Source organism: Rhizobium moroccans (genome assembly GCF_057559155.1).
Window position 1 is genome coordinate 87,716 of sequence record NZ_JBHFJG010000002.1, and the last position, 25,992, is coordinate 113,707.

23 protein-coding genes and 3 pseudogenes are annotated in these 25,992 nt (G+C 57.6%); 11 read left to right on the top strand and 15 right to left on the bottom strand.

Going from position 1 to position 25,992, the window contains the following annotated elements; genetic code table 11:
• Positions 1-10 precede the first annotated feature (10 nt).
• The 3 genes from ACE04I_RS02135 to ACE04I_RS02145 are packed head-to-tail and all read left to right on the top strand — an operon-like array spanning position 11 to position 4,065.
• The gene (locus ACE04I_RS02135; protein WP_487206474.1) at positions 11-1,096 is read left to right on the top strand and encodes an FkbM family methyltransferase; all 1,086 of its coding nucleotides are present in this window, start codon (positions 11-13) and stop codon (positions 1,094-1,096) included.
• A 46-nt stretch (positions 1,097-1,142) separates the two neighbouring features.
• Complete coding sequence (locus ACE04I_RS02140; RefSeq protein ID WP_487206475.1) at positions 1,143-2,144, top strand: glycosyltransferase family 2 protein; 1,002 nt, start codon at positions 1,143-1,145, stop codon at positions 2,142-2,144.
• Complete coding sequence (locus tag ACE04I_RS02145) at positions 2,131-4,065, top strand: HAD family hydrolase (RefSeq protein ID WP_487206476.1); 1,935 nt, start codon at positions 2,131-2,133, stop codon at positions 4,063-4,065. Before ACE04I_RS02140 ends, ACE04I_RS02145 begins: the two co-directional genes overlap by 14 nt.
• 101 nt (positions 4,066-4,166) lie before the next feature.
• Here ACE04I_RS02145 and ACE04I_RS02150 read toward each other — a convergent pair whose 3' ends face one another.
• From ACE04I_RS02150 to ltnD, 9 genes and pseudogenes are all read right to left on the bottom strand, one after another.
• Positions 4,167-5,120: a glycosyltransferase family 2 protein gene (locus ACE04I_RS02150; protein WP_487206477.1), complete on the bottom strand. Its 954-nt coding sequence runs from the start codon at positions 5,118-5,120 to the stop codon at positions 4,167-4,169.
• Complete coding sequence (locus tag ACE04I_RS02155) at positions 5,117-5,482, bottom strand: GtrA family protein (RefSeq protein ID WP_487206478.1); 366 nt, start codon at positions 5,480-5,482, stop codon at positions 5,117-5,119. The genes ACE04I_RS02150 and ACE04I_RS02155 overlap by 4 nt, the downstream gene beginning before the upstream one ends.
• Positions 5,475-6,863, bottom strand: coding sequence for a hypothetical protein (locus tag ACE04I_RS02160; protein ID WP_487206479.1), 1,389 nt, complete (start codon positions 6,861-6,863; stop codon positions 5,475-5,477). Before ACE04I_RS02160 ends, ACE04I_RS02155 begins: the two co-directional genes overlap by 8 nt.
• A 131-nt stretch (positions 6,864-6,994) precedes the next feature.
• Positions 6,995-8,055 (bottom strand): annotated as a pseudogene (locus tag ACE04I_RS02165) (IS3 family transposase).
• A 231-nt stretch (positions 8,056-8,286) separates the two neighbouring features.
• Complete coding sequence (locus tag ACE04I_RS02170) at positions 8,287-9,063, bottom strand: SDR family oxidoreductase (protein WP_487206480.1); 777 nt, start codon at positions 9,061-9,063, stop codon at positions 8,287-8,289.
• 98 nt (positions 9,064-9,161) lie between these two features.
• Entirely contained in the window at positions 9,162-9,926 is a 765-nt protein-coding gene (locus ACE04I_RS02175; RefSeq protein WP_046793164.1) for a hydroxypyruvate isomerase family protein, read from the bottom strand.
• 2 nt (positions 9,927-9,928) lie between these two features.
• Positions 9,929-10,579: a 3-oxo-tetronate 4-phosphate decarboxylase gene (gene otnC, locus ACE04I_RS02180; protein ID WP_487206481.1), complete on the bottom strand. Its 651-nt coding sequence runs from the start codon at positions 10,577-10,579 to the stop codon at positions 9,929-9,931.
• A complete protein-coding gene (otnK, locus tag ACE04I_RS02185; protein ID WP_487206482.1) occupies positions 10,576-11,850 on the bottom strand; it encodes a 3-oxo-tetronate kinase in 1,275 nt (424 codons plus the stop codon). Before otnK ends, otnC begins: the two co-directional genes overlap by 4 nt.
• Before the next feature lie 5 nt (positions 11,851-11,855).
• Entirely contained in the window at positions 11,856-12,764 is a 909-nt protein-coding gene (ltnD, locus tag ACE04I_RS02190; RefSeq protein WP_082118246.1) for an L-threonate dehydrogenase, read from the bottom strand.
• A gap of 169 nt (positions 12,765-12,933) precedes the next feature.
• Here ltnD and ACE04I_RS02195 point away from each other — a divergent pair, with 169 nt between their 5' ends.
• Positions 12,934-13,938 carry a LacI family DNA-binding transcriptional regulator gene (locus ACE04I_RS02195; RefSeq protein WP_046793160.1) on the top strand — a complete coding sequence of 335 codons (1,005 nt, stop codon included), beginning with the start codon at positions 12,934-12,936 and terminating at the stop codon, positions 13,936-13,938.
• A 37-nt stretch (positions 13,939-13,975) separates the two neighbouring features.
• Here ACE04I_RS02195 and ACE04I_RS02200 read toward each other — a convergent pair whose 3' ends face one another.
• Positions 13,976-14,650, bottom strand: coding sequence for a GntR family transcriptional regulator (locus ACE04I_RS02200; RefSeq protein WP_046793673.1), 675 nt, complete (start codon positions 14,648-14,650; stop codon positions 13,976-13,978).
• Positions 14,651-14,844: 194 nt separating this feature from the next.
• Here ACE04I_RS02200 and ACE04I_RS02205 point away from each other — a divergent pair, with 194 nt between their 5' ends.
• The 6 genes from ACE04I_RS02205 to ACE04I_RS02230 all read left to right on the top strand — a co-directional run bounded on the left by ACE04I_RS02205 (position 14,845) and on the right by ACE04I_RS02230 (position 20,950).
• Complete coding sequence (locus ACE04I_RS02205) at positions 14,845-15,825, top strand: 4-hydroxythreonine-4-phosphate dehydrogenase PdxA (protein ID WP_046793159.1); 981 nt, start codon at positions 14,845-14,847, stop codon at positions 15,823-15,825.
• 57 nt (positions 15,826-15,882) lie between these two features.
• A complete protein-coding gene (locus ACE04I_RS02210) occupies positions 15,883-16,866 on the top strand; it encodes a Bug family tripartite tricarboxylate transporter substrate binding protein (RefSeq protein ID WP_487206483.1) in 984 nt (327 codons plus the stop codon).
• A 24-nt stretch (positions 16,867-16,890) separates the two neighbouring features.
• Positions 16,891-17,388, top strand: a complete 498-nt coding sequence (locus ACE04I_RS02215; protein WP_487206484.1) for a tripartite tricarboxylate transporter TctB family protein — start codon at positions 16,891-16,893, stop codon at positions 17,386-17,388.
• 52 nt (positions 17,389-17,440) lie between these two features.
• Positions 17,441-18,967, top strand: coding sequence for a tripartite tricarboxylate transporter permease (locus ACE04I_RS02220; protein WP_046793156.1), 1,527 nt, complete (start codon positions 17,441-17,443; stop codon positions 18,965-18,967).
• 12 nt (positions 18,968-18,979) lie between these two features.
• Positions 18,980-20,368, top strand: coding sequence for a flagellar biosynthesis protein FlgA (locus ACE04I_RS02225; RefSeq protein ID WP_487206485.1), 1,389 nt, complete (start codon positions 18,980-18,982; stop codon positions 20,366-20,368).
• Between the two features lie 156 nt (positions 20,369-20,524).
• The gene (locus ACE04I_RS02230; protein ID WP_046793154.1) at positions 20,525-20,950 is read left to right on the top strand and encodes a DUF930 domain-containing protein; all 426 of its coding nucleotides are present in this window, start codon (positions 20,525-20,527) and stop codon (positions 20,948-20,950) included.
• A gap of 132 nt (positions 20,951-21,082) precedes the next feature.
• Here the strand turns inward: ACE04I_RS02230 and ACE04I_RS02235 are convergent, their stop codons facing one another.
• The 4 genes from ACE04I_RS02235 to virB9 all read right to left on the bottom strand — a co-directional run bounded on the left by ACE04I_RS02235 (position 21,083) and on the right by virB9 (position 24,744).
• Positions 21,083-21,601, bottom strand: a complete 519-nt coding sequence (locus ACE04I_RS02235; RefSeq protein WP_487206486.1) for a DUF6438 domain-containing protein — start codon at positions 21,599-21,601, stop codon at positions 21,083-21,085.
• A gap of 104 nt (positions 21,602-21,705) precedes the next feature.
• On the bottom strand, positions 21,706-22,695 hold the full coding sequence (gene virB11 / locus ACE04I_RS02240) for a P-type DNA transfer ATPase VirB11 (RefSeq protein WP_046793152.1): 990 nt from the start codon (positions 22,693-22,695) through the stop codon (positions 21,706-21,708).
• A 12-nt stretch (positions 22,696-22,707) separates the two neighbouring features.
• Positions 22,708-23,880, bottom strand: a complete 1,173-nt coding sequence (virB10, locus tag ACE04I_RS02245; protein ID WP_487206487.1) for a type IV secretion system protein VirB10 — start codon at positions 23,878-23,880, stop codon at positions 22,708-22,710.
• 9 nt (positions 23,881-23,889) lie between these two features.
• Positions 23,890-24,744: a P-type conjugative transfer protein VirB9 gene (gene virB9, locus ACE04I_RS02250; protein WP_487206488.1), complete on the bottom strand. Its 855-nt coding sequence runs from the start codon at positions 24,742-24,744 to the stop codon at positions 23,890-23,892.
• On the opposite strand from virB9, the pseudogene ACE04I_RS02255 reads away from it, so the two are divergent.
• Positions 24,738-25,454: pseudogene (locus ACE04I_RS02255) on the top strand (type IV secretory system conjugative DNA transfer family protein); the annotation flags it as partial. The gene virB9 and the pseudogene ACE04I_RS02255 overlap by 7 nt on opposite strands.
• 77 nt (positions 25,455-25,531) lie before the next feature.
• Here ACE04I_RS02255 and ACE04I_RS02260 read toward each other — a convergent pair.
• A pseudogene (locus ACE04I_RS02260) lies at positions 25,532-25,651 on the bottom strand (type II toxin-antitoxin system prevent-host-death family antitoxin); the annotation flags it as partial.
• Positions 25,652-25,992: the final 341 nt, after the last annotated feature.

Below are 25,992 nucleotides of genomic sequence, written 5' to 3' on the forward strand. Positions count from 1 at the left end.
AGGTTCGGAAATGGTGTCGGCTATTAACACTTTCGTCTATAACGAGTGCTTCAGCAACGACGTGCAGGCACCTGACATTCCTGTCTATGCTCGGCCATATTTTGGCCAATGCGCTGAGGACCTTATCGTTGTCGCCATTTTGAAGGCGATTTCAGTTCGCGAGAACGTCAATTTGGCCGAGCAGCGGTATTTGGAGATTGGCGCCAATCACCCAATAGCCACCAGCGCAACTTACCTCATGCATCGCGAGCTTGGGATGCGAGGCGTACTAGTCGAAGCAAACTCTCAACTCCTTCCGACATTGCGGAAAGTTCGCCCTCGCGACACGATCAAGCATGCTGCTATTAGCATCGGCGATGAACCGTTTATCGACTTTTACGTTTCCAACCAGAGTGAGCTTAGCTCTCTATCGAAACGATTTGTGGAAGAATGGCGAGCGGGCATTGTCGGCCTCGCTAGAACAGAGAAAGTGCCTGCTCTTCGTGTTAACACGCTGTTAAGAGAGGAATTCTTCGACGATGCTCCAATCTTTCTCTCCATTGATGTGGAGGGGCTGGATTTGGATATTCTTATGGACTGGGATTGGGATCGCTGGAGACCGGCGATCATACAGACCGAGCCATCCGATCATTTTCACGAGGGCAACTCCGCGGCTATTGAAGCCTATCTCAAGTCGCAAGGATATATGCTGATCGCAAAAACAGATGTAAATCTCGTTGCGGTTGATCGGCAGCGGTTCTCGGAAGCCAAGGATGCGGAGCTTGCAGTAGCAACTGCTTCCAGACTTCGAGATACGATCGCCACCTTGGAAGAAGCAAACTCTAAGCTCGCTGAGGCATCAGCGGCGGCTTCTCGGGCTTTGGGCGCAGCTAATTCTGAACTGAACTGGTTGCGGGGTCAAACTGCGGAAAAAGACGATCTAATTCTGGAAATGCAGTTACTCTCCGATGCACTGCCATACCAACTTCGTTCTCCCGCATTTTTAGCAAAACTCGAGAGCGGCGCTGTTAAATGGTGGCATCTGGCAATCCAAGCGCCTTGGAACGTGACCGTCTGGCAAACAGCACGACGACTCCAGCGACGAAAGACGTCGTAGTGTAATCACACGGCAAACTCTCGAACACGAGGTTTTTTATCCTAGCATGCAGAAAACGAGCAGTGGTCCCAGTGTTGGGATCGTAACTAGAACTAAGAACCGAACGGTCCTACTAAGGCGCGCGCTCGAAAGTGTTCGCAATCAATCTTTTCAAAACTGGAAACTTGTCGTTGTCAACGATGGCGGCGACCCTGGCCCTGTTGACAAACTAATTAAGCTAATCTTTGAAGCAGATTCAAGGGTTCAGATTATTCATCACTCCTCGTCACAAGGAATGGAAGCGGCAAGCAATGCTGGCATTACATTACTTGAAACTGACTACGCGATTATTCATGATGATGACGACAGCTGGGCGCCGGACTTTCTATCAGTGACAACTGGAGTCATGCTTGAGAAAAGAAAAAAGTATCCGAGTATTCGCGGAATTGTTACACACCTAAATGCCGTTTATGAAACCGTCACGGCGAACATGGTTCAGATCGAGCGAGTTGAGCCGTGGTATGCGAGCCAGTTTGACCGACTCGAAGAGGGGTTGTTGAGCATACAGAAAATGCTCGTCCGCAACCAATTCCCTCCAATTGCTTTCTTATTTGACCTTAAAGTCTGCAAAGAGCTTGGGATGTTTGACGCAGAGCTTCCTGTATTGGGAGATTGGGATTTTCACACGCGCTTTGTACTTAAGAACGATATCTGGGTACATCCCGAATTTCTGGCCTTCTATCATCATCGAGTAACTGCGGATGGTGTACTGGGAAACTCGGTTCATGCGGGAGGACACCTCCATAGAGAATATCGACAAATACTGCGGAATAAGTGGATTCGCTCAGACCTGAATGACCCCAACGGCTCGGCAACAAACAGGATGGCAATCCTATTAGGAATGGAAATACAGGACCAATTACAGTCAGACTTCCAGAGGGTCCGTGATGAAATATGGTCGGCACGATGGGCCAAGCGAAACTATCGTATGGAATTCATACACGCTCTCAAAGATGGTGAGAGAAGGCTGAGGCAGAAGATCAAGGGGATTATACATGCGATCCGGTGACACCCCCATTGATGTGGTAACGTTCGATATTTTCGATACACTTCTTCACCGACGGGTGTTGGCGCCTGTCGATGTGTTCGAGTTGGTGCGTCTCAAAGCTTTTGAAGACGAGAGATCTCTACTGGCACACGATATCCTATTGAACTTCACTTATGATAGAATGGACGCGGAAAGGAGAAGCCGGATACGCCACCAAAATGAATCTGGCGGTGAAGGCGAAGTTACCTTTGATGAGATATACCGCGAGTATTCTCTACTAACCGGATGTCGAGAAGAACTCACGGAGTTCCTTAAATCGATCGAACTGGACGTTGAACGCCATGTCCTAGTTGCAAGCCACGAAGGCATGAAAGTCTACGAGGAGCATCGCAATGCCGGCAGAAGGATTGCTTTTATCTCCGACATGTACCTGCCCTCAGACTGGCTTCGCGATACGTTGCAAGCAAAGGGCTTTTCGGGAGCCGATCAACTAGATATATTTGTTTCCGGCGAACACCGCCTTAGTAAACATACAGGCAAACTCTTCCAAGTCGTAAAGGAGGCATTAGGGGTTGCTGACAACTACCGATGGCTTCACGTTGGCGATAACCTCCACGCTGACGTCAAGAGGGCCAAAGAATACGGTATCCGTACACTTCATGCAGATTGGGGGAAGGTTGATAACCGTTTCACTCCCACTGTTGGAAAGGGGGCAGCGCATATAGTTGCCAGCATCATCGCGTTCCTGGATACTCGACAGGCTGCGCAGTACATCCCCGCAGACAACCTTGAGGCGATCGGTTATCGCGTCTTCGGCCCACTTCTTTTCGGATTCAACGCATGGCTAATGAAGGCCTGTAGAGAAAACAAACTTAAAGATTTGATATTTGTCGCGCGTGATGGATGGCTTCTGAAGCAACTATTTGAAAGCTGCAAAGATGTGGCTGGCCTTTCTGACGTGACCGCCAAATATTTCTTTATGTCACGCAAGATAGGATATCAAGTCGGGCTTAGAGAATGGGATTCTCATTTAAACTGGTATCTTATCTCTAGTCGAACGCCCAAAAGCGTTGAAAAATCTTTTAGGAATGCCAATCTTCGGGCAGAACAAAACTTACATCAGCTTTCGGCTTTTGGGTTAGAGGATATTCATTGCGCACGCGATCACTTCCATCATTTCTCCATGAAACACGCGCTGGACACCATGTTCCAAGAGGCGTTGGCGGCCACCAAAATTAATAGAGATTTATATAAAGACTACTTTAATCTGATGCCAGAGCGAGACGCCCACCTAGGACTTGTAGATATAGGTTGGGCAGGAAATATCCAGAAGGCGTTCGTTCATACAATGAATGATTATACGGCTCGTGATCGAGTAATAGGATTGTATTTGGGGACACTGACGTCAAGCAATCATATTGCCGCTAAGGGATTCAAAATGAAAGGCTGGCTCTGCAATGGAGGCCATCCGCAAAATTGGGAGCATTTGTTGGTAAATGGCGGTGTGGAATTGCTAGAGTTCCTGCTCACAGCTGACCACGGCTCCGCGTTGGAGCTTCGACGCCAAGAAGACGGGCAAATAGTGCCCATCATCGAAGACGCGAGCAAGCTAGAAACGCCTTATCGCGAGAAAGCGATGCGTGTCCAATCGGGTGTACGGAGATTTTTCGACGACTATAAGTTCCTACTGTCTATCTACGAACCTGCTACTCTAATGTCTGATCAGTGGGTAAGGCCATTCGAAAGGTTGGTAACCAACCCGACACAGATGGAGCTTGATGAGCTCGCAAGCCTCACTCATTCTGACTCTCCTGGTTCCAACGATGAGCGTTTGCCTTTAGCGAGCCGTCAGCCTCTAAAAGTTCGCCTTTTTAAAGGACGTATGAGGCGCGCCCGAAACCGTTCCTACTGGAAGGCAGCGTTCGACAAGCTCAATAGATGAATTTACCTGAACCTCACGACAGACAGGCTTTTGAGAGTTTTCCATAGTTTCTCTGGAAGAGGATGGAAGATCAATTTATTTAGATCGTCAACCCGATTCTGCTATAACTGTTCCCGGCGTTGAATGGAGCTAATAACGTACCGCGGACGCTGCTTAGTTTCCATATAGATGCGACCGATGTATTCGCCGAGTACACCTATACCGATAAGTTGGACACCACCTAGGAACAGAATAGCCGTCATTAGCGACGGATAGCCTGGTACGGGATTCCCGAAGACAAGCTTGTCGAAGACCATCCACGCCGCGTATATTAGCGAAACAGCGGCGACGAAGCACCCGAGATATGTCCATATCCGCAGAGGAACCGTACTGAACGAAGTAATCCCTTCCAGAGCCAAATTCCAGAGTTTCCAGCCGTTGAACTTGGTCGTACCAGCGCTTCGATCTGCCCTGACGTAATCCACAATAGCCGTTCTGCCGCCGACCCAAGATAAGACCCCTTTCATGAAAAGCTGGCGCTCCTGGAGCGATTTGACCGCTTCCACGATAGAGCGGTCCATGAGACGGAAGTCTCCAACGTTTTCGATAATTTTTGAATTAGATATTGCGTTGTGGAGCTTGTAAAATTGCTCCGCAGTGCAGCGTTTCAACCAGCCGTCGACATCGCGGCTCAGCCGCCTCGCCAGAACAACTTCATAGCCTTCCCGCCATTTGTCTACCATCTGCGGGATTACTTCGATTGGGTCTTGAAGGTCCACGTCAATCGGAATGACTGCATCCCCTGAAGCATGTTCGATACCGGCGAAAAGAGCGGGCTCCTTGCCGAAATTTCGGGAAAAATTGATAACGGTCACCCGCTCAGGGTCGCGCTTGAACAGCTCAGCTAGGACCCGCGAGGTATCGTCTCGACTTCCGTCATTGACGAAAACCATGCGCACATCTGCATTGGGTATCTGGAGGTCGCGTTTCACTGCCTCGTAAAAAACCGGTACCGCATCCTGCTCGTTGAAGACTGGCACGACCAGAGTAATGATCCGTTTCTTCTGTTCAGTCATTTGGTTCGGAATACCCAGTATTTAGAAAGCAAAAAGACTATCCCGGGGGCGATCAGCGTTCCAATTACAATCGCCACCAACCTGACATCAACGTACGCCGAAACGGCGTAGACAACAGCATTGTTGACCGCCAACCCCGCAAGAGAAGTTGCGAGGAACTTCGCAGGCGAACCAGCCTTCCCAAACGTGACATACCGGTGTCCAGCATAAGAAACCACAAACGCGACACAGAAGGCCACCGTGTTTATAGCTACTGCCTCGAAATCACGGAAGAGCGCCACAAAGATGCTGGCGGCAATCAAATGTGTTCCCGTGGCCGCCACCCCTACCAAACTAAACCTCACAATCTCATATTTAACCATTCTGGTGCTTCATCACTAGTTTGGATTTTCCGAAATACCGAAGGATGGCATCGGCAACCCAATTCTTTCCATCGTCGAGAAGATACTCACCGGCTGGCGGATAAGGGCAGATGTATCCGACGATCTTGCCAGGCGCACAGGTATGAATGACGAGCTCGCCTCCCGTAGCTCTTCCCGCCTCCCAAACCTCATCACGCAATGTGACCAGCTCATCCAGTTTAATCAGGTCCTCCACCGCTCCTTTCGCGGATAGCCCAGTCGGCACTGAAACGGAGATGAGGAGAAGGATTACACCGACCGGAAAAGAGGGCGCCCGTGCTCGGAGCCATTGGGACGCTACCACGCCGCACATCGCGATTGCGATCCATAGGAAGTACGACTGGATCGTGATGTGGCGCGGAGCACCCGGCATTCCGAGCTTATAGTAGCTCGCAAAAGTCGTCAGAAACGCCGCAAATAGCAGGCTAAGCGCCCACGCCGAGATCACCTTCATCTGATTGTTAGATGGACGGAGAGTTGCTCCGACGGCAATTGCGCCAACAAGGAACGCGACCTTGGCTGGCAGACCAGCCCAGAGTTGATGCGAGCGAGCGACGTTTTCTCCAAAAAACACAACCGACCGAAGAAAATAGAAAGTCGCATCTGCGAAAGAGGACCACAACTCTCCTGCGGCGGTAAAGCTTTGCGAGACCTCCTCCGCTCTTTGAAATCTACCTGTCATTGTCATGTAAATGACCAATACGGCGCTCAGGAGCGCGATCAGCGCTGGGTAGTTCAGCCGACGCTCACTATGAGCTGACAGGGCAAGCACCATTGCCGAGAACGGCAGTACGACAAACGCTCCCGTTTCAGATGAAGAAGCCAGAAAAACTAGCGCCGTCGCGTCAAGCCCATTAGGCGACCGACCTGTCTCTGGCGCGCTAATGAAGCGGGCGGTCAGGAAGAGCGAGAATGCGATCGTTGGAATATACGCAACTGCTCCCTGCACCCAATACAGCACCTCCGAATTGAATCGGCCTGCGATTGCCATGATTAACAACCCCATCGCCAGGAGGACCGCCGGTAACTTCGTCCGCCCACCAAGGAACGGAGCCATCAACAATAGCGCCCAGAGCGCCGCAAGGAATGGCGCGATGAATCTCTCACCAGTTTGATTCACAAGCCAGAGGTAAAGGCCAAGAATCGCCTCGGAGAATGGACGGGGGCTCCACAGAATCCTAAAGGTCATCCAATCACCGCCCTGCTTCGCTAGCATCGCACCGGTGTGGAATTCATCACCTTGCCATCGACCTGCGTAAATGAAGATAGCGAAGAACAGATATGTCCCTACCAACAACGCAAAAGCGGACCAGATGACTGAGCGATTTTCCATGATCGTCATGATTACTTCCGGTTAGAACCCCGGCGATGAACTGGTGCCGTAAGTTGGACGAGTTACAGCCTGTGACCTGAGACCCACTGCTCTGAGAGACCAAACCATGGGCCGCCGGAGCTGGAGTTTTCCGGCTCTGATCACGATGGCTGGCTGGCTTCGCCACCGGGATTGTGCAGGGCAGTCGGGACGTTATATCCGATCGCTAAGTGAGGACGTTCCTCATTGTAGTATCGACGCCAAGTTTCCAACTTTTCGCGGGAACCTGCAAGGGCCGGGAACCAGTGGGCATTGAGGCACTCCGCTCTGAGCTTGCTGTTGAACGCCTCGATGAAGCCATTGTACGTCGGCTTGCCGGGCCACGAGAAATCCAGTTGACGTTGTTGGCATAGACTCAAAGGTCGAGATGACAGGAGATGAATTCGCTGCCATTGTTCGCCCTGGTCGTCTTCAGATAATCGGTCTTCCCGCGGATCCATTCCGGTGTCTAAACCACATCCTCGCCCCGGTGAAGCGTGCATCGGCTGCAGGGTAGTAGCGCGAGTGAGTGTCGACCACCGTCAAGATGCGCAGCTTCTTGCCCGCCGCGAGCTGGTCGTGAACGAAGTCTATTGCCCGTGCGTCGTTTGGTCCCACTGCCTCCTGGCGATCCTCCCTGAGCTTTGCCTTCACCAGGCGCTTGGGATGCTTATTGCGCAGCTGAAGTCCTAACTCGCTGCAGATTCTGCGTGTCTTCATGTTGATCTTCCATCCGTCACAACACAGATAGGCATGGACACGGCGGTAGCCATACCACACGCGCGTCTCACAGATCTCCTTGATCCGCCTCTCGAGTGGGGCCTCTCCGGTGCGCCGGGACTGTAGTGGTAAGTCGGGGTGTCGAACCTCAGGACTGGCAGGCCCGTCGGATCGATATGCCCAGCCCAGCAACATTCCGTCGACCAGCTTGCGCCTTCGGGCAGGCCTCAGAGCTCTCGGCGGATGACAACCTGGAGCATCTCGCGGCGGAGGATCAGATCTACGAGGATATTCTTCAGTCTGGAGTTCTCCTCTTCCAACGCCTTCAGACGGCGCCTCTCATCGGGCACCAGCCTGCATACTTTTTGCGCCAATTAAAATAGGTCACCTGGCTGCCCCCCGCCTCCGGGCACGCATCATCACCCTGCTTCAAAATGAACGCCTTCTGAGCGTCCGAGAACATCAATACTTCATGCTTCCACTCCCTCTCCCAGCCGGGAAATTACCGCGGAACTCCGGTTATGAATGGCCCGGTTTTTGGGAATCAAAGCACACGTGGCAAGATTAAGATCGTTAGTGTAACAGCGGACATAGTCCTCAATCCCCTCTTTCAAATTTCCGATACTGCCGATGCGATTGGGGTGGAAGAACTCGGATTGAGGGTAGCGAAGACGCTCTTAACGCCCCCGGCCCATCATCCCCGCCCCACGAGCGGCATCTTGGTCGCCATCACCGTCATCGTCAGCACGTTGGCGCTGAGTGGCAGGTGGGCCATGTAGACTACCGCATCGGCCACATGAGAAGCATCGATCGTCGGCTCGGCCGCATAACTCCCGTTCGCCTGGAGGATGTTGGTCGAGATCGCCCGCGTCATGTCCGTCGAGGCATTTCCGATGTCGATCTGACCGCAAGCGATATCGAATTCCCGTCCATCGAGCGCCGTCGACTTGGTCAGCCCGGTAATCGCGTGCTTGGTCGCCGTATAGGGAGCCGTGTTCGGCCGCGGCGTGGTGGCCGAGACGGAGCCGTTGTTGATGATGCGGCCGCCGCGCGGGCTTTGGCTCTTCATCAGCCGGAACGCCCGCTGGGTGCAGAGGAAAGCGCCGGTGAGATTGGCGCCGAGGATGGCGTTCCAATGCTCGAAGGAGAGTTCCTCCATCGGCACCGTCGGCACGTTGATGCCGGCATTGTTGACGAGGAGATCGAGCCGCCCGTATTTGTCGGAAATCACGTCGAATAGCGCACGCACAGAAGCCGGATCGCCGACATCGGCTGGGACTGCCAGGAATTCCGCCCCGGTTTCCTCCGCCAGTTCAGCCGCGGCCCTTTCCAGTACATCCACTCGCCGTCCGGAAACGACGACGGCGTACCCGGCCGAGCCGAGCGCCCTGCTGATCGCGCGGCCGACACCCGTTCCCCCGCCGGTCACCAGCGCTATCTTGCCCCTTCCGTTCGAAGAAGTCTCACTCATTCAGTCCCTCCCAAATTCCTCTTCGATACCAGCTGCCGGCGACCTTCTTGCTGCACTCGTGGTCAGCGAGTTGTCACGCCAGCCGATGCATGCCTCTTTCATCGATAAGCCGTCAGCCAGCCGAGCCCCGCCTCCGTGGTGGTCGCCGGCCGATATTCCGCTCCAATCGGCTGATTGTATCCCTGCTCTTTCAGAAAGCGCAGAATGTGCCGGTAATCTACCTCTCCATGATCCGGCTCGCCACGATCGGGAACCGCGGCGACCTGGATGTGCCCGATGGAAGAGAGACAGGTTTGCAGACGGCGGGTCAAGTCGCCCTGATTGATCTGCATATGATAGCAATCGAACATCAGCCTGATGTTCGCAGCCCCTACAGCGGAGATGATCTCCAGCGCCTGCTCCGCGGTTTGGAGGAAATAACCAGGCGCATCGCGGTGGTTGAGCGGTTCTACCAACACACCGAGACCTGCGCGGCCGGCAAGATCGCAGGCATGCCGCAGGTTGGCGATGAAAGTGGAACGGGCATCCTCCCCAGCCGCCCTTCCCGCCATCACATGGACGTTTAGCGTGCCTGTCGCGGCGGCATAGCCAATCGCCTGCTCGATTGCCCGGCGCGCCTCGACCTCCCGCCCCGGCACAGCGGCCAGCCCGTTGTCGCCGGCTGCTACATTGCCCCGGATGGTATTGAGGCCGAGCATGGTGAGGCCCGCCTCCTCAAGCGCACCCCGCACCGCCTCAGCCGGGACGTCGTAAGGATAGTGGCATTCGACGGCATCAAAGCCGGCCCGCTTTGCGGCCCGGATCGCATCGGGAAGCGAAAGTTCCTGCCAAAGGAAACCGAGATTGGCGGAGAAACGCAGCATGCTCAATCCCACTCCACGTCATAGGTCCGGACGATATCGGCAATCTGCGCCGCGCTGAGCAGCGAGGGGTTGGCGCCTCTCGTCAGCATCGCAAGCTTTGCCGTCTCTTCGAGTTCCTCGATGGCATAGACCGCCGCTTCGAGGTCTTTAGCCGCGACCACCGGTCCATGGGCCGCAAGCATCACGGCGCTTCGCTTGCCCGCAAGCCCACGGATCGCATCGCCCATGGCGGGATCGCCCGGCATGTAATAGGGCAGCAGCTTCACCTTGCCGAGCTTCATGATGGAATAGGCCGTCAGGGGTGGCAGCATGTTGTCGACATCGATCCCGGGCAGCAGCGAGAGCGCCACGGAATGGCAGGAGTGGAGATGCACCACGGCACCTGTTTTTTCCGGCCTGGTTTCATAGAAAGCGGCATGAAGTGGCATCTCCTTGGTCGGCTTGTCGCCGCCAACCAGACGCCCGTCGCGGTCGAAGCAGGAAAGCCGGGCGGGGTCGAGCCGACCGAAAGAACTCCCCGTCGGGGTCACCAGCAGCCGGCCGTCACTGAGGCGCGCGGAGATATTGCCGGAAGAACCGGCTGTCAGACCCCGGTCATAAAGTGATTTCGCCATGAGGCAGATTTCTTCCCTGAGGCGGGCTTCCTCGCTCATGCTCCCTCCAGAAGTTCGAACGCTTTCTCAAAGAAACGCTCGTTCCCAAAATTGCCGGACTTCAGGGCAAGCGCCACGCGCTCGCCTTCTACGTCGGCAAAGGTCCAGGGAACACCCGGTGCAATCTCCGGCCCGATCACCAGCCGTGTAATGCCGAGCGCCTGCGTAATCGCACCGGAGGTCTCGCCGCCAGCGGCGGCGAACCGGCGAATGCCGAGCCGGAAAGCTTCCCGCGCCAGCTCCGCCAGCGCCTGTTCCACCACCTGGCTTGCCTTTTCGAGCCCGAGCTTTTCCTGGGCCTGACGCACTTCGGCGGGTTCGGCGGTGGCGAAGATCAGCTTTGGGGCATCGGGAGATTGCCGCTGCAACCACTCGCGCGCTACCCCCACACCGTCTCTCGCAAGGGCGATCGGATCGAGCCGGAGGCTGGCGCTCCATTGCGCATAATGGGCGACCTGCCTGCGCGTCATAGCCGAACAGCTGCCTGACAGGACAATCTGCCCGCCCATGGGAGCGGTCACGGCTGGCGCGGTGGCCGATGATGCAATGATGCCCTGCTCTACATAAAAGCGCGGAAGTTGGCCGGCGAAGGCACTGCCGCCCGTCAGGAGTGGCATCTCCGCCGTGGCGGCCGCCATCGACCGGAGATCGTCGTCGCAAACAGCATCGACGATCACATGGTGCACGCCCTCCTCGGCAAGGCTCCGCAGCCTGGCTTTCAACGCCTCCGGGCCTTGAGAAACCACTTGCCGGTTGGCAAGACCGACCTTGCCCCGCACTTGGAAGCCAAGAAGACGCGGCAGGCTGGAGTCGCGCATGGGGGTCAGCGGATGATCTTTCATCGGGCTTTCGGAGAGAAGCTGCTCTCCGACGAAGAGATGGCCCATGAATACGCTACGGCCATTTTCCGGAAACGCCGGGCAATAGATCGTCTGCTCAGCGTTGAGCTCCGACATCAGCATTTCCGCGACCGGTCCGATATTGCCCTCGGCCGTGCTGTCGAAAGTTGAACAGTACTTCCAGAAGAACCGCGTCGCGCCGGCCCCTTTTAGCCACAAGAAGGCCTGGCGGGCTTGCTCAACCGCTTCCCGTACCGGTGCCGTCCGGCTCTTCAGCGCGATGACTTCAAAAGTCGTCGCATCGGAGTTGTTCTGCTCTTCGGACGGCACGCCGATGCGCAGCGATACCGGTAAGCCGCTGCGCGCCAAAAGCGCCGCAAGATCCGTTGCACCTGTAAAGTCGTCCGCTATGCAGCCAAGCACGATGCCCATGGCGCTCAACCCTCCATGCCCGGCAGGACGGCACCGCTTTTGCGCGCCAGGACTTTCGCGACGGCGGCATCATCCTCCAGTCCGAGCCCCTCTTCGGCAGCCTCCAGGAAAAGCTGCATCGCCGCGGTGGCGAGCGGCGCCACAGCACCCGCCTTCTGCGCCTCGCTCGTCACGATGCCGAGATCCTTGACAAATATGTTCACGGCCGAGCGCGGGGTATAGTCGCCGGTGACAATATGCTCGCCCCGATTTTCGAACATCCACGAGGAACCAGCGGAAACCCGCAGCACGTCGTAGAGGGTTTTGAGATCGATCCCGTTCTTTGCTGCGAGCGTCATGGCTTCGGCGGTTGCGGCGATATGCACCCCGGCCAGAAGCTGGTTGATCATCTTGATCTGGGAGCCAGGACCAACATGATCTCCTAGACGAAAAACCTTGGCGGACACGGCATCCAACGCGGCAGACGCTCGCGAAAACGCCTCGTCCGAACCCGATGCCATGACTGTGATCTCGCCCGACAGCGCTCGCTGGTGCCCACCGGAAACGGGCGCATCGATGACCAGCATGCCCGCGGCCTCCAATTTCTCCGCAATGGCTATGGAAGCGCTCGGCGCCATGGTAGCGCAGAGGAGGAAGACTGTCGCGGGTCGCGCACCCTCGATCGCCCCGTTGGAGCCGAAAAGCACCTCCTCGACCTGTTTGCTGTTAACGACATAGACGAAGACCACATCAGCGGCCTCTGCGGCTGCCGCGGGCGTGGCGCAGGCACGGCCGCCCGCCTGTGCAAAGCGCTCCAGCACATCGGCACGCACATCGCAACCGCTTACAGCAAAGCCCGACCTGAGCAGGGAAAGCGCAGCACCCCAGCCCATCGATCCCAAGCCTATGACGGCTGCTCGCCTCACATCCCTCACGGAGCTTCCTTTCCGCTTAAACCGCCATTGTTACCGATACCGGTATCGATACCATCGACCGTTTTACCGGTGGATGTCAATAGCGCGCCATTTCCCTTTGACCGCAAAACGTCCTATGACAGGGAGCCGCGCTTGCAGAAATCAGCGGCAATCGGGGGATCCAAACGGGATGCGCAAACCCACTCTTGAAGAAGTCGCCGCCGAAGCCGGGGTCAGCAAGATGACGGCATCCCGGGCGCTTCGTGGGGCCAGCGATGTCTCCAAAGTAACCCGTGCGAAGGTTCTGAATGCTGCCGAGCGCCTCAGCTATGTCGGAAACCGCCTGGCACTTTCGCTTTCCTCTCAGCGGACCAATCTGGTCGCTGTCGTCGTACCCAGCATGTCGAACATCGTATTTCCCGAAGTTCTTGCGGGCATTTCGGCTGCACTGGAAGGGTCCGGGATGCAGGCTGTTTTCGGCATATCCGACTACGACCCAGTGAAAGAGCACGCAATCATCCGAGACATGCTCTCCTGGCAACCCTCCGCTATCATCGTCACCGGCCTCGACCAGCCGGAAGAGACTGTCAGGATACTCCAGAGTGCCGCGATACCGGTGATCCAGATCATGGATCTCGACGGCACGCCCGTCGATTTCAACGTCGGGCTCTCGCACGGCAAGGCCGGAGAGGACATGGCACGGGCGCTGCTCGCTGCTGGCCGTAAACGGTTCGGCTATATCGGAAGCGCGCTTGACAGGGATTTGCGCGCGGGCAAGCGCAAGGCGGGCTTCGAACGCGTCTTGCGCGAAAATGGCCTCGGTTTCGTCGAACAGCAACAGGACGACGCTTTCTCTTCAATCGCGCTTGGTAAGCGGCTGACAACCACCATGTTAGCAACTGCCCCTGATCTCGACTGCATCTACTATTCCAATGACGACATGGCGACCGGCGGCCTCTTCGCCTGCATGGAACTCGGCATTGCAACTCCCGCGAACATCCTGATCGCTGGCTTCAACGGGCTGGACCTCGCCCAGGCGCTACCTGTCAGGATTGCTACCTCCAGATCACCCCGCCGCATTATTGGCGAGACCGCAGGAAGGCTGGCGCGAGAGGCGGTGACCGACGAAACCTCCTCTCTTCAGAAAGTGTTTTCCTTCGTTCCGGAGATCACGGGCGTGCTGCATCTACAATAGAAGGTTATAACCTAGCGCGCGAAATTGGTTCGCCCGTTCAGACAGCGTCCCGCACCCGTAGCCAGGCGTTATGCAGGTGCTTGCCAATGATCGCGACGAGCGTCTCCACATCGCGCTTTTCCAGTGCCGCGACGATGTCCTCGTGCTCTGCCATGGCTGCTGCCCACCGCTCCGGTCCCTCGTGACCAATGAAGCGGATTCGTTTCAGCCGAGCCTGCAGTGTGGCATGAAAAGCCGACAAATGCGGATTGTCGGCCAACGCGACCAGGGACGTATGGATCTGCTGGTTGAGCCTATAATATTCCATCCGCTCGCCGGCTTCGTAGTGCGCCCTCATGCGGTCGTGGAGCTCGCGCACACGGCGGATCTCATCATCGCTCGCCACCTCGCAGGCAAGACGCGCCGCCAGCTCTTCCATCGCGCGTATCAGCACGAGCATGTCGTGCACATCCTTGCGGGTGAACTGGCGGACCACTGCACCGCGGCCCGGGATCAATTCCACCAGACCTTCGCTTGCGAGCGACTTCAATGCTTCGCGCAACGGAGTGCGCGACACGCCGAGCGATTCGCCGAGCTGGATTTCGTAAAGCCGCTCCCCTGGCTGCAGCTCGCCCTCGATAATCATATCCCGCAGCCGACTGACGATCTCCTGGTGGAGCGACTGCCGTTCGATAATTCCGCGTCCAACTGTTCTTTCGGCCGTGCCATCCACAGGGTGATCCTCGGTTTGCGTGTGCTTTGTCCAAATCATCTTACGCCATCAGAAGGGGTCTTCACAATGCACGCATAATCCTGTATACAGAATACAGAATGCGCTCTGGAGGGCGCAACGCTAGGGAGGCAGACATAGTGAACGCACTTGGTATCGAAGCGCGGGCTGCAGGACGTCCGACACTGGCTTTGGCGATGGGCGATCCGGCGGGAATCAGCCCGGAACTGACGGCCCGCGTACTGGCCCTCCCCGAACTTCGTGACGTTTGCCACTTCATTGTCGTCGGCGACGCACGCATTCTACGGAAAGGTGCCGATGTAGCAGGCGTCGATCTCGATCTTCAGGTCGTATCCCGCGACAGCATTCCCGACCATCCGGTAGGCAGGCATGTTTTCGTCGATCTTGGGCATCTCGATCCGGTCGACGTGACGCTCTCCGAGGCCACGCTTGTAGGCGGCCAGTTCGCCGTCGAAAATTTTCGCTTCGCCTTGCAACTCGCCCATCAAGGACGCGCCGAGGGCGTCTGCTTCACACCCTTCAACAAGAAAGCGATGCGTTACGCCTATCCCGGCTACGACGATGAGATCCGCTTCGTCTCAGATGTGCTCGGCTATCCCGGCAAGATGCGTGAATTCAATGTGCTTGAGCGCATATGGAACGCACGCGTAACCTCGCATATCCCGCTTTCCGCGGTGGCTTCCCACCTTTCGCAGGACGCCATTATTGCCGAGTTGAAGCTGACTGCGGATTGCCTGCGGCAGGCAGGTTTCGATCGACCACGCATTGCTGTTGCGGGTCTCAATCCGCATGCTGGCGACGGCGGCAGCTTCGGCATGGAGGAAATCGAAATCATCGAGCCGGCGGTCAAGGCTGCTCAAGCTCTCGGCATGGATGTGGACGGCCCCTTCCCGGCAGATACGGTGTTTTTGCGCGGCCTCAAGGAAGGTTTTCAGGCTGTCCTGACCATGTACCACGATCAGGGCCAGATCGCGATGAAGATGATGGGCTTCGACAAGGGCGTGACCATGATCGGCGGGCTACCATTCCCGCTGTGCACGCCCGCACATGGGACTGCTTACGACATCGCCGGACGCGGCATCGCCGATGTCGGGGCCGCGCGCGAGGCGGTGCTACTTGCCGCAAGAATGGCTGAGCGGAGACGCGTCCCCGCTTGAGTAAAAAGTAATCTCGGAGGCGCTGGAGGGCGCCGATGTTGAAAGGGAGGAATTGACATGCTGAAATATCTCTCCGCCGTCACACTGGCGGTCGCGGTTGCCACGCCGGCCCTGGCTTTCGAACCCAAGAGGCCTGTGGAGTTCGTGGTCACTTCGGGCCCTGGAGGCGGCACTGACACCTTTGCGCGAACAATCCAGTCGATCATCACCAAGCATGAATTGATGGACGCCTCGATCGTCGTGACCAACAAGGGCGGCGGCAGCGGCGCGGAAGGTTTCGTCTACGCAGCCGGCTACAAAGGCGACCCCCACAAGCTCACCTTCGGCACCAACAACGAATATCTGCTTCCGAGCGTGGCGGCCGTTCCCTATAAGGCGGAAGACCTCACGCCGGTCGCCGCCATGGCACTCGACGAGTTCCTGATCTGGGTCAACGGCAAATCTGATTTCGACGATGCCGCATCCTTCGTGAAGGCCGCAAAGGAAAAGCCGGGCGCCATCCAGTTCGGCGGCAGCCAGTCGAAGGATACCGACCAGATCCTCGTCTCGTCTCTGGCTGAAGCGGTCGGAGCCGAGTTTCGCTACATTCCCTTCAAGAGCGGCGGCGAGGCCACGACCCAGCTTGCGGGCGGCCATATCGATGCCAACGTCAACAATCCGAACGAAAACCGCGGCCAATGGCAGGCCGGCATGGTCAAGCCGCTCTGCGTCTTCCGGCCGGACCGTTTCCCGCAGAGCGACGCTGTTCACGACGGCAAGGGCTGGCACGATATCCCAACCTGCAAGGAAGCCGGCATCGCGCTTGAAAACTATCGCATGCCGCGTACCGTATGGCTGGCTGCCGGTGTCGAGGAAGATGTCATCGCCTTCTACCGTGACGTGCTGAAGAAAGTCACCGAGACGCCCGAATGGCAGGAATATCTCACCAAGACGTCCCTGACCGGACAGTTCATGGTGGGCGAGGAATTCCAGTCCTACATCGAGAAGGACAAAGCGAGCGTCTCCAAGGTGCTCGAGCGCGAAGGCTGGCTCATCAGGTAACCATCCAAGTTGGAGGAGCTTGCCATGGCTGAAGACAGCAAAAGACATCTCAGCCGCCGGACAATGGAGATCGCCACCGCGATCGCCACGGCGGCGGCGGGCGGAGCGGTCTGCTACGGCGCCGCCGAGATCGGGACAGGCTGGACCGAAACCGGACCGGCGCCTGGCTACTTTCCCTTCTATATCGGGCTTCTCATCATCCTGGGAAGCCTGGCGAATCTGATACGAGCGTTCGTTAAGGATTGGAGCAGGGAGATTTTCCTGGATAGCGAGCGCGCCCGGCCGGTTCTGGCCTTTGCCCTGCCTCTCGTCGGCTTCATGGTCGGCGCCCTTCTGCTCGGTCTCTACGTCGCGACGCTGCTTTACGTTTCGACCGCGATGATCTGGCAGGGCCGCTATCGCTGGTGGATCGCCACCCTTACCGGTGCGGCGGTCACCGCTGCCTTTTATTGCGTCTTCGAGATCGCGTTCCAGGTGCCGCTGCTGAAGGGTCCGATAGAAGACTGGCTCGGCATCTACTAGGCGGGCGGGCCGCCGCAGGGCGGCCTGTCGATATCGTTTGGGAGGAAGTTTCATGGAGAATTTCGGCCATCTGCTCGATGGTTTCGCCACTGTCATCAGCGGCTATCATCTGGCCATCATGGTGGTGGGTGTGATGCTCGGCATTCTCGTCGGGGTATTGCCCGGGCTCGGTGCGCCGAATGGCGTGTCGCTCCTCTTGCCGCTCACCTTCGCCATGGACCCGATCTCGGCGATCATCCTGCTCTCCTGCATGTATTGGGGCGCGCTTTTCGGTGGCTCGACGACATCGATCCTCTTCAACATTCCGGGCGAACCGTCCTCCGTCGCCACCACTTTCGACGGATACCCCATGGCTCGCAGCGGTCAGGCGACGCGCGCACTCACCCTGGCCTTCATGTCGGCCGGCATCGGCGCGATCGCCGGCGTGATCATGATTACGCTGCTTTCCGGCTGGGTCGCGCGCTTTGCGCTGCAGTTCTCATCACCCGAATTCTTTGCGGTCTATTTCCTGGCCTTTGCCAGCTTTATCGGCATGGGTGCCAACGCGCCCGCCAAGACGCTCGTCTCCATGATGCTCGGCTTTGCGCTCGCAACCGTCGGGATGGACACGATCTCCGGCGGCCTTCGCCTCACCTTCGGGGTTCCCGACCTCATCAAGGGCGTGTCCTTCCTGGTGGCGGTCATGGGTCTGTTCGGCATCGGCGAACTCCTGCTGACCACGGAGGAGGGTCTCCGCTTCGAAGGCATCAAGGCCCGTATCCGCCCACTCGACGTACTGCGTACAATGGCTGAAATTCCCCGGCACGCCATCGCGATCGGCCGATCCATACTGATCGGAATCTGGATGGGCATCACGCCGGCAGGCCCGACGGCTGCCTCCTTCATGGCCTACGGCATGACCCGCCGCTTCGCCCGCAATCCCGAGATGTTCGGCAAGGGTGATCCACGCGGCATCGTCAGTCCGGAAACCGCGGACCATTCGGCCGGCACTTCCGCGCTACTGCCTATGCTAGCCCTCGGCGTTCCAGGTTCGGCCACCGCGGCGGTGATGATGGGCGGACTGATGATCTGGGGGCTAACGCCGGGACCGATGCTCTTCATCGATCGTCCGGATTTCGTCTGGGGCCTCATCGCCTCAATGTATCTCGGCAATGTCGTTGCCGTCCTGCTCGTGCTCAGCACCGTGCCGCTCTATGCCGCCATTCTGCGCGTGCCCTTCGCCATCATTGGACCGATCATCGTCGCCGTCATCTTCTCCGGCGCCTATCAGATCGCCAATTCCACATTCGATATGTGGCTGGTGCTGATCTTCGGCGTCGTCGGCTACGTGTTCAAGAAGCTGGAATATCCGATCGCGCCGCTGGTGCTTGCCATGGTGCTTGGCGACAAGGCCGAGGACGCGTTCCGCCAATCCATGCTGATGTCGAACGGCTCTCTCACGATCTTCTGGTCGAACTCGCTCGTCGCCAGCATCATGGGGCTCGGCATCCTTATGCTCGGCTGGCCGCTGATCGGGAAAGTGATGGGTTTTCGTAACCTGATCCGACGCGGCCGTCAAAACCCTTCCAACGCAAGCTGAGAACGAGTTCCGATGTATCGTCACGCTCTTTATCCCGCCTCCGGCAAAGCATCCGTCTGTCTGGTCGGAACGGGTGCCTTCGGCCGCAGCCTGCTTGCCCACCGCGTTCCGCGCCTGGATATCCGGATCGCCGTTGACATGGATCCGACCCGGGCGGCAGCTGCGCTTCGTGCGGCAGGTATTCCAGACGCTCGCATTACAATCTGTGAAAATGCCGAAAAGGCTGCGCGGGCTTTTGCCGACGGTCGCACTATCGCGGCGGGCGATCTCGCCCATGTCATTGACCTGCCTTTCGACCTGCTCGTGGAGGCAACCGGCGATCCGGAGGCAGGCGCCCGCCACACCGACATGGCCGTCTCGAACGGCCGCCATGTCGCGCTGGTCAGCAAGGAGGTCGACAGTGTGGTGGGACCGGGCCTCGCCCACATTGCCGCCGAACGCGGGGTGGTCGTCACACCCGTGGACGGAGACCAACCGAGCCTTCTGATCGATCTTGTTACCTGGGCGGAATTGCTAGGATTCGAGATTGTCGCGGCTGGTAAGGCAAGTGAATACGACTTCGTCTTCGACCCGGCCACGGCGACCTTGACGAGCAACGGCGAAACCATCTCGGTTCCGGAGTTTTCGCATCTCCTGGATCTCGGCAATGCCGATATCGAAACCCTGATAGCCGCCCGCGCCAGGGCGGCGGCCGCACTGCCGCAACGAGCCGTTCCCGATCTCTGCGAAATGGGCGTGGTCAGCCATTCCATCGATCTTTTTCCCGACCGGCCGGATTTCCATTGCCCGATCGCGCGCATCACAGAGGTCCCGACGATCTTTTCCACGCGCGACGAAGGCGGCATTCTCGGCGGTGACCGACGCCTCGACGTCTTCCACTGCCTGCGTTTACCGGGTGAAGTGAGCTTCGCCGGCGGCGTCTTCGTCGTCGTGCGTTGCCGCGATGCCGAAAGCTGGAAGATGCTGGCCGAGAAGGGACACATCCTGAGCCGTACCGGCGACACCGCGATGATCTATCTTCCGCGCCACCTTCTTGGCCTCGAGGCGTCGACCAGCATCCTCGACGCAGTCTTGCTCAAACGGTCGAGCGGCGCGCCGGACCCTAAACCTCGTCTCGACCTCATCGCAGTTGCTGAAACGGATCTGCCGGCCGGCACTTTGCTTTCCGCAACCGGTCATCATCATGCGATAGAGAATGTCGGATCGGCACTTATTCCCGCAGCCCCGCTTGCTGCCGACGCACCGGCACCGTTCTATCTCGTAGCTAATCGCAAACTTGCAAAGCCGGTGCGCGAGGGCGAGGCAATAGCGCTCAGCCATCTCGAGCTCGATCCAAACTCGCATCTCTTGAGACTGCGCAAGCAGCAGGATGCGATCTTTTTAACGTTTTCACTAGGCTGAGATAATCGCAAAAATTGAAAGTCGCGATTGGCTGATCTATGGTTTTGTCGTGCCGTTCTGTGAACAGCTGCTCCATCGGGTGCCAGTGCCTGGCTGGTTAACCTGTCGAAAAACAAGACAGTCTACATAGGCGGCTCAACGGAAGGAGACCAGCCGATGCAAAAAGCCAAGTCAATCTTCGGTGGAGCACTGCTGCTTGGATCTGCCTTGATCCTGACACCAGCAAAGGCCGCAGGTGAATTGTCGCAAGCCCAGCAGGCGATGATCGCTTCCCAAATCAAGGAACTCAAAGCACCCGAGGAGCGTGCAGTTGCTGCCGGTTGGTCCGACGCAAAGAAGGTGGCCGAGTTCATCTGCCGGCCCCTTGCCTTGAGCGAACTACAAAAGTGGAACAAGCAGGCGGATCGCGTATTTCTTGGCACCGATGATCCTCGCACTCTGGACCTCACTGACAATCACCTGCTCAGTGGTTCAGGCGACGTGCGGACGGGAAATGATTGGACCTCCTTCAAATTCACATGCGAACTGGACCCGCAGACGGGCAAAGCACGATCCTTCGAAAGTGATCTCTCGTCTCGATAAAGTCATCGTTCCGGTCAGGCGTTGGAGCCGGCGCTTGCGCGGCGGCGGAACTGATCGACACAACACTCAAGACAAGGCAAGAGGCGTTGCGGCTGCATAGGTATTTGGATTCATCAGATATGCAGGGTTCAGCTATTCTCGGTGATGGAGCTCCCCTTCCTCCAAGCGAACCCGCTCGATTAGATCGGCGAGGCGCGGGAGAAGATCGGGAGCGTTTGCCAACGCGTCGGCCATGGCTTCAGTTTTTTCATTGCGACAGCCAAAATTGAACCTGAGGTGATCGATGCCATCACCGTCCTCCCATGTAACGGAGACCATGGGGTGATCTGTCGCCATGCGCGCGCACAGCGGATGGCCACGCGTGATGTCTTCTGTGCCACGTGGGCGAAAAGGCCTTAGGGCGGCTTCGAAGGATGACCATTCCTCGGGCGTGATGGCAAAGCGATGCACGCCACTCGCCGTTGTGAATTTTCGTCCGTCGAACAGGCCAACCCCGTCTGAATTCATCACGAAGCGATAAACGGGGCATGTCCCAAGGCATGGCCCGCGCTCAACAGTAATGCGTTCAAATGGCACCTCTGCCCGGACTGCCGTCGCCGCTACAAAGAACACAGCTGTGAGCTGAAGGTATGGGACTATCCTTCTCACCATTATAATGGTCTCCCAGCATCCATACCGAATTTCGTTATGAGATAGTGCGCCCCGGCCGCAGAGATCAACTATTACCGCGTCGCTGCATGGAAAGCCTAAAAATCTCAACCTGGGTAGTAGACCTCGGTTGCACGGAACCGCCCACTTATTCGCCTACATTGTACCACGACATCGATCGACATCCTCAACAACTTGTCGATGTCATCACGACCCAAATTGCGTCCACCGTCGGACTCCTTCACAAGCAACGCCAGCTGCTGGAAGGCGAGTTCTGGAGAGTCGGCGTGAACGGTGGTTATAGACCCCGGGTGACCGGAATTCACATTGCGGATATAGGAGAATGCCGTGCCGTCACGTAACTCTTGAAGCAAGATGCGGTCCGGCCGCATCCGGAGACAAGATTCCAATAGTTCTTTTGGGCCGGCAGTGGAGAGCCCCTGGGCGCCTTTCGAATAGAACAGTCGAACGTGGTTGGGTTGGAGAACAGTCAGTTCGGGTGTGTCCTCGATCGAAATGATCCGTTCATGCTGCGGAATGTGCCTGATCAGCGCTTTCGAAAGCGTTGTCTTGGCCGATCCGGTTGCGCCGGATATGATGATGTTCTTCCGCGCTATGACGGCTTCCCGCAGAAAATCCTTAAAGCAACCGGCACGGTAGAGCGCCAGCAAATCCTGGTCCGTCGTCGAACTGTCTTCATTCGTCGCCCGGGTTTCGGAGAAAAATTCGCGCTCCTCTAGGTCATCGAGCGTGAACGTGACCGAGGATGGCTTTCGGATCGTGATGCTGACCGTGTTTCTGGTGGTGGCCGGTGGAATGACGATCTGGATGCGCTCGCCGCCGGGTAGTGTTGCAGACAGGATCGGTCGCGTCTCATCGATTGATTGGTGAGAAAAACTGGCCACGGCCCGGGCAAGGCGCATCAGCTTTTCGAATGTAAGCTCCGGCAGATCATGGGTCCGCCATCCACCGGCATCTTCCGTCAGCACCTGCCCGGGCCGATTGACGATCACTTCGTAGAGCGACCTATCTCCGAGGAATCGCGCCAACGGAGAAAGTAGTTCACGAATGACTGTCGCATCAGAACCTTCGGTCATCGCTCCTGCCTCCTACTTCGTCACGAGCGTTGACTGCGGCCTGAAGTCCCCCAGCACCGTCCGGTCGAGGACTTTATTTCTCGGCTCGGTCACTCGCAATCCGTAAATCCCGGAAAAGTCGAGATCGCGCGCCACGAAGATCGATAACAGTTCACCCTGATGCTTGTTCAGCGTCGGAGGAATGTTGATCGATTGCTCGACAGCGATCGCCGCCGCCTGCTGGCCGGCACTCGTCATGTTCTCTACGTCGACGTCGCTGTCCTGCAGGCGGCTGCCGGCATAACTGGTGGCGTCGCCGACAATGGAGAGGAGAAGCGCACTTCCGAACCGCTCCCACCAATGCGTGTCGACGTAGCCGTCCACCCCGGCCCGGCCGAGCGCATCCGTCGCTGGCGAGGCCAATGTGACGATGACGCCGTTCGGGGTTTTCGCGCGGTTCCAGAGCACGAAGAGGCGCTTCTGACCTCGCTGCAAACCGCCGCGATACTCTCCAACAACCTGGGTGCCTTTCTCCATCAGCACGACGCGGCCATTGTCCGAGAGGATGTCACGGTTGATCACACAGCTCGTGAAGCCGGGCTGATCCGATGCCATGGCAGTTTCCAGGACGCAGGGTATCGAGGTCCCCATCGCGATGATGAAGTTACGATTGCCGAGCGTACCGGCCCGCGACCCCTCAAGCTTGGTCGGCCGCAGCAACCCGTTGAACCGCTCTTCATCGGCGTTGGCGGTATTCTGGCCCATCGTGTTTCCATCAAGCGGCAGAAAATTGCTCTCCGCCGAAGTGACAGGATTTTCGGCTTCACGGCGCGATCTGGTGTTTCTCTGTCCGCCGCTATAGGCGATGACGGGCGCTCGGCGCGCCGCGTCGAGCAGTGGATCTTCCTCTTTCGCCTCCTCGGTCACGACAGGCATTGGCAACTTCACCTCCGGTAGCGGCTGAACCGGTTCAATGTTTTCCTTGGCTGGTTCGAAGTCTGTGGTTTGTCGGATGACCACTCGCTCCGGCTGGGAATTTTCCTGCTTTTCCCTTCCCCCACTCATCGACCACAGGGCGAAGCCGACAAAGGCGACGACGGCAAGCGCAACGGCACCGCGCTTCAGGGCGGGATTGTTGTCGATCCGCCCGCCGGCGTGCGTTTCGGCCCGCTCGCCCGGTATCCGGTTTTCATCTTCATGAACCATAACAGCCTCCTACTGCGCCGTGCCGACCTCGGTCCGGACCACGCGCTCGACTGACGGTGAAGTCGTGTTGGTGGCAGGGTTGATACCGATCCGGTCATAGGCCTCATTGAAGACGCAAAGCACGTCCCCTCCCCTGCGCAGGATAAACTTGCGGCTGATCGCATGGACGAGAACCAGGTTGCCGTCGACGGATTTGGGCACCAGACTCTCGCTGCCGTCCGAGTTCTCGATATAGATGGCCGGCATTTCCTGATTGCCGGTGAAGGCAAAGGTCGTAAGCTTCCCGTTATCGTAAACGGACTGCGGTGCTAGCGCCTGTGAACCCTGAGCCGAGTAACGCCAGTTTCGAGGGCCAAAGGCTTCATGGAGAGCCAGCACCTTGTCGGCCTCCTTCGCCTGCGTGGCAACCGCTCGCGCCGCCGCGGCCTGTCGCCGTCGTTCCGCTTCATCGGCTGGATAGCGGTACTTGACGTAAAAGTATGTGTCATTACCCACCTCCACCTTTCCATCCCGCACTGTCAATTCCATCTGGTAGCTTCGGGTAGATCCGTCGCGCTGGGTGGTTACGACAGAGATATTGGTGACCGGCTGGTTTTCCCGCGGTTTGAGAAACAGGATATTGCCGGCCGGAGCCACCTCCCAGGCGACGCTGTTGCCGAGCGCGACATGCGCGATCTCCTCGTCGGCGGCGAATTCCACCTGCACCGAGGAGCGTAGCGAGCCGATGATGCGGGTGATGTTATAGGGCTGGTACTCGACAAAACGCACGCGGCTGTCCTGCGCCCCGCCGCGCGGAATTTCGAGGGTAAGCGCCGGAAAGGCGGCGGCCGTAAGAAGGAAGGTGGCGATGAAAACAGTCCGCATCAGTTTACACACAGTGGCTTTCCCTCGAGAGCTATGCCGCGCTCGTCTGTGGCAATGCCTTCAGATCGACCGACATCGTTATGGGCAAGAAGGACGTTTTCCTCAACATTCCGGCATCGATCCTGCGCTCCTATCCAGGCATCGGCCGCGTGATCATCGGCTCGCTCATCAATGCAATGGTGCAGGCCGATGGCGATTTCAGGCGCCGGGCGCTGTTCATGCTCGATGAGGTGGATCTGCTCGGTTACATGCGGGTGCTGGAGGAGGCGCGCGACCGCGGCCGCAAATATGGCGTCAGCATGATGCTGATGTACCAGTCGGTCGGGCAATTGGAGCGGCATTTCGGGAAAGATGGTGCAACGTCGTGGATCGATGGCTGCGCATTCGCAAGCTATGCCGCGATCAAGGCGCTCGACACGGCGCGCAATGTCTCGGCGCAATGCGGTGAGATGACGGTGGAGGTGAAGGCAAGTTCCCGCAATATCGGCTGGGACACGAAGAACGGCGCATCGCGCAAATCGGAGAGCGTCAATTTCCAGCGCCGGCCGCTGATCATGCCGCATGAGATCACCCAGTCGATGCGAAAGGACGAACAGATCATTGTCGTCCAGGGCCACAGCCCGATTCGCTGCGGGCGCGCGATCTACTTCCGGCGGAAGGAGATGAATGCGTCGACCAAGCCGAACCGCTTCGTCAAAATGGCGCAGTAGCGATGAGACTATCGCGAAACCCAAGCTCAGCGGAACCGGCTGATCTCGGTGGCAGACATGTGGCGGCTGATAAATTCAACCAGACGGGGTTTGTTCCGCTGGGTGATGGTTACCGGATGGCGTAGGGCCTCGGCAATGATCTCGCCCGACTTCCGTGAGAGGTCGCTGGTTGAATAGGAACCGCTTGGCTTGGGCATATGGGTTTTCTCTATTGTTGCATAGGTATAATCACTATTTCCTTGGATAGTGTAAAAGATAACGCCCACGGATGTGAAATCGGGCCGGGGTCAGGATCGCGTCAGCGGCCGTCGGTGGTGCGCGGAGGAACTCATTTTTCTCCGGGCCGCTTCAGCGGTTCGGCGGAAAAATTGGTAAGCCGCCGTCTTTAAGGCGGCGCGAACCCTCATAGCAGAGCAGACCGGCTCTCGCCCCGGCACAGCAGGAGGAGCAAAAGCGGCTTGAATTCCCGCGTTTTCTCCCAGTACTGCGCGCAATGATCAACCAGAATGCGGCGAAAGCGGCCCCGATTGCTCGGGGC

What these genes read in the sequence shown, in the direction of transcription:
- virB9 (WP_487206488.1), bottom strand. Translation starts at nt 24,744, where the DNA reads ATGCGGACTGTTTTCATCGCCACCTTCCTTCTTACGGCCGCCGCCTTT.
- ACE04I_RS02195 (WP_046793160.1), top strand. Translation starts at nt 12,934, where the DNA reads ATGCGCAAACCCACTCTTGAAGAAGTCGCCGCCGAAGCCGGGGTCAGC.
- ACE04I_RS02170 (WP_487206480.1), bottom strand. Translation starts at nt 9,063, where the DNA reads ATGAGTGAGACTTCTTCGAACGGAAGGGGCAAGATAGCGCTGGTGACC.
- ACE04I_RS02140 (WP_487206475.1), top strand. Translation starts at nt 1,143, where the DNA reads ATGCAGAAAACGAGCAGTGGTCCCAGTGTTGGGATCGTAACTAGAACT.
- otnK (WP_487206482.1), bottom strand. Translation starts at nt 11,850, where the DNA reads ATGGGCATCGTGCTTGGCTGCATAGCGGACGACTTTACAGGTGCAACG.
- ACE04I_RS02225 (WP_487206485.1), top strand. Translation starts at nt 18,980, where the DNA reads ATGTATCGTCACGCTCTTTATCCCGCCTCCGGCAAAGCATCCGTCTGT.
- ACE04I_RS02210 (WP_487206483.1), top strand. Translation starts at nt 15,883, where the DNA reads ATGCTGAAATATCTCTCCGCCGTCACACTGGCGGTCGCGGTTGCCACG.
- virB11 (WP_046793152.1), bottom strand. Translation starts at nt 22,695, where the DNA reads ATGACCGAAGGTTCTGATGCGACAGTCATTCGTGAACTACTTTCTCCG.
- ACE04I_RS02150 (WP_487206477.1), bottom strand. Translation starts at nt 5,120, where the DNA reads ATGACTGAACAGAAGAAACGGATCATTACTCTGGTCGTGCCAGTCTTC.
- otnC (WP_487206481.1), bottom strand. Translation starts at nt 10,579, where the DNA reads ATGAGCGAGGAAGCCCGCCTCAGGGAAGAAATCTGCCTCATGGCGAAA.
- ACE04I_RS02135 (WP_487206474.1), top strand. Translation starts at nt 11, where the DNA reads ATGGTGTCGGCTATTAACACTTTCGTCTATAACGAGTGCTTCAGCAAC.
- ACE04I_RS02220 (WP_046793156.1), top strand. Translation starts at nt 17,441, where the DNA reads ATGGAGAATTTCGGCCATCTGCTCGATGGTTTCGCCACTGTCATCAGC.
- virB10 (WP_487206487.1), bottom strand. Translation starts at nt 23,880, where the DNA reads ATGGTTCATGAAGATGAAAACCGGATACCGGGCGAGCGGGCCGAAACG.
- ACE04I_RS02155 (WP_487206478.1), bottom strand. Translation starts at nt 5,482, where the DNA reads ATGGTTAAATATGAGATTGTGAGGTTTAGTTTGGTAGGGGTGGCGGCC.
- ACE04I_RS02160 (WP_487206479.1), bottom strand. Translation starts at nt 6,863, where the DNA reads ATGACGATCATGGAAAATCGCTCAGTCATCTGGTCCGCTTTTGCGTTG.
- ACE04I_RS02145 (WP_487206476.1), top strand. Translation starts at nt 2,131, where the DNA reads ATGCGATCCGGTGACACCCCCATTGATGTGGTAACGTTCGATATTTTC.
- ACE04I_RS02205 (WP_046793159.1), top strand. Translation starts at nt 14,845, where the DNA reads ATGGGCGATCCGGCGGGAATCAGCCCGGAACTGACGGCCCGCGTACTG.
- ACE04I_RS02235 (WP_487206486.1), bottom strand. Translation starts at nt 21,601, where the DNA reads ATGGTGAGAAGGATAGTCCCATACCTTCAGCTCACAGCTGTGTTCTTT.
- ACE04I_RS02230 (WP_046793154.1), top strand. Translation starts at nt 20,525, where the DNA reads ATGCAAAAAGCCAAGTCAATCTTCGGTGGAGCACTGCTGCTTGGATCT.
- ACE04I_RS02175 (WP_046793164.1), bottom strand. Translation starts at nt 9,926, where the DNA reads ATGCTGCGTTTCTCCGCCAATCTCGGTTTCCTTTGGCAGGAACTTTCG.
- ACE04I_RS02215 (WP_487206484.1), top strand. Translation starts at nt 16,891, where the DNA reads ATGGCTGAAGACAGCAAAAGACATCTCAGCCGCCGGACAATGGAGATC.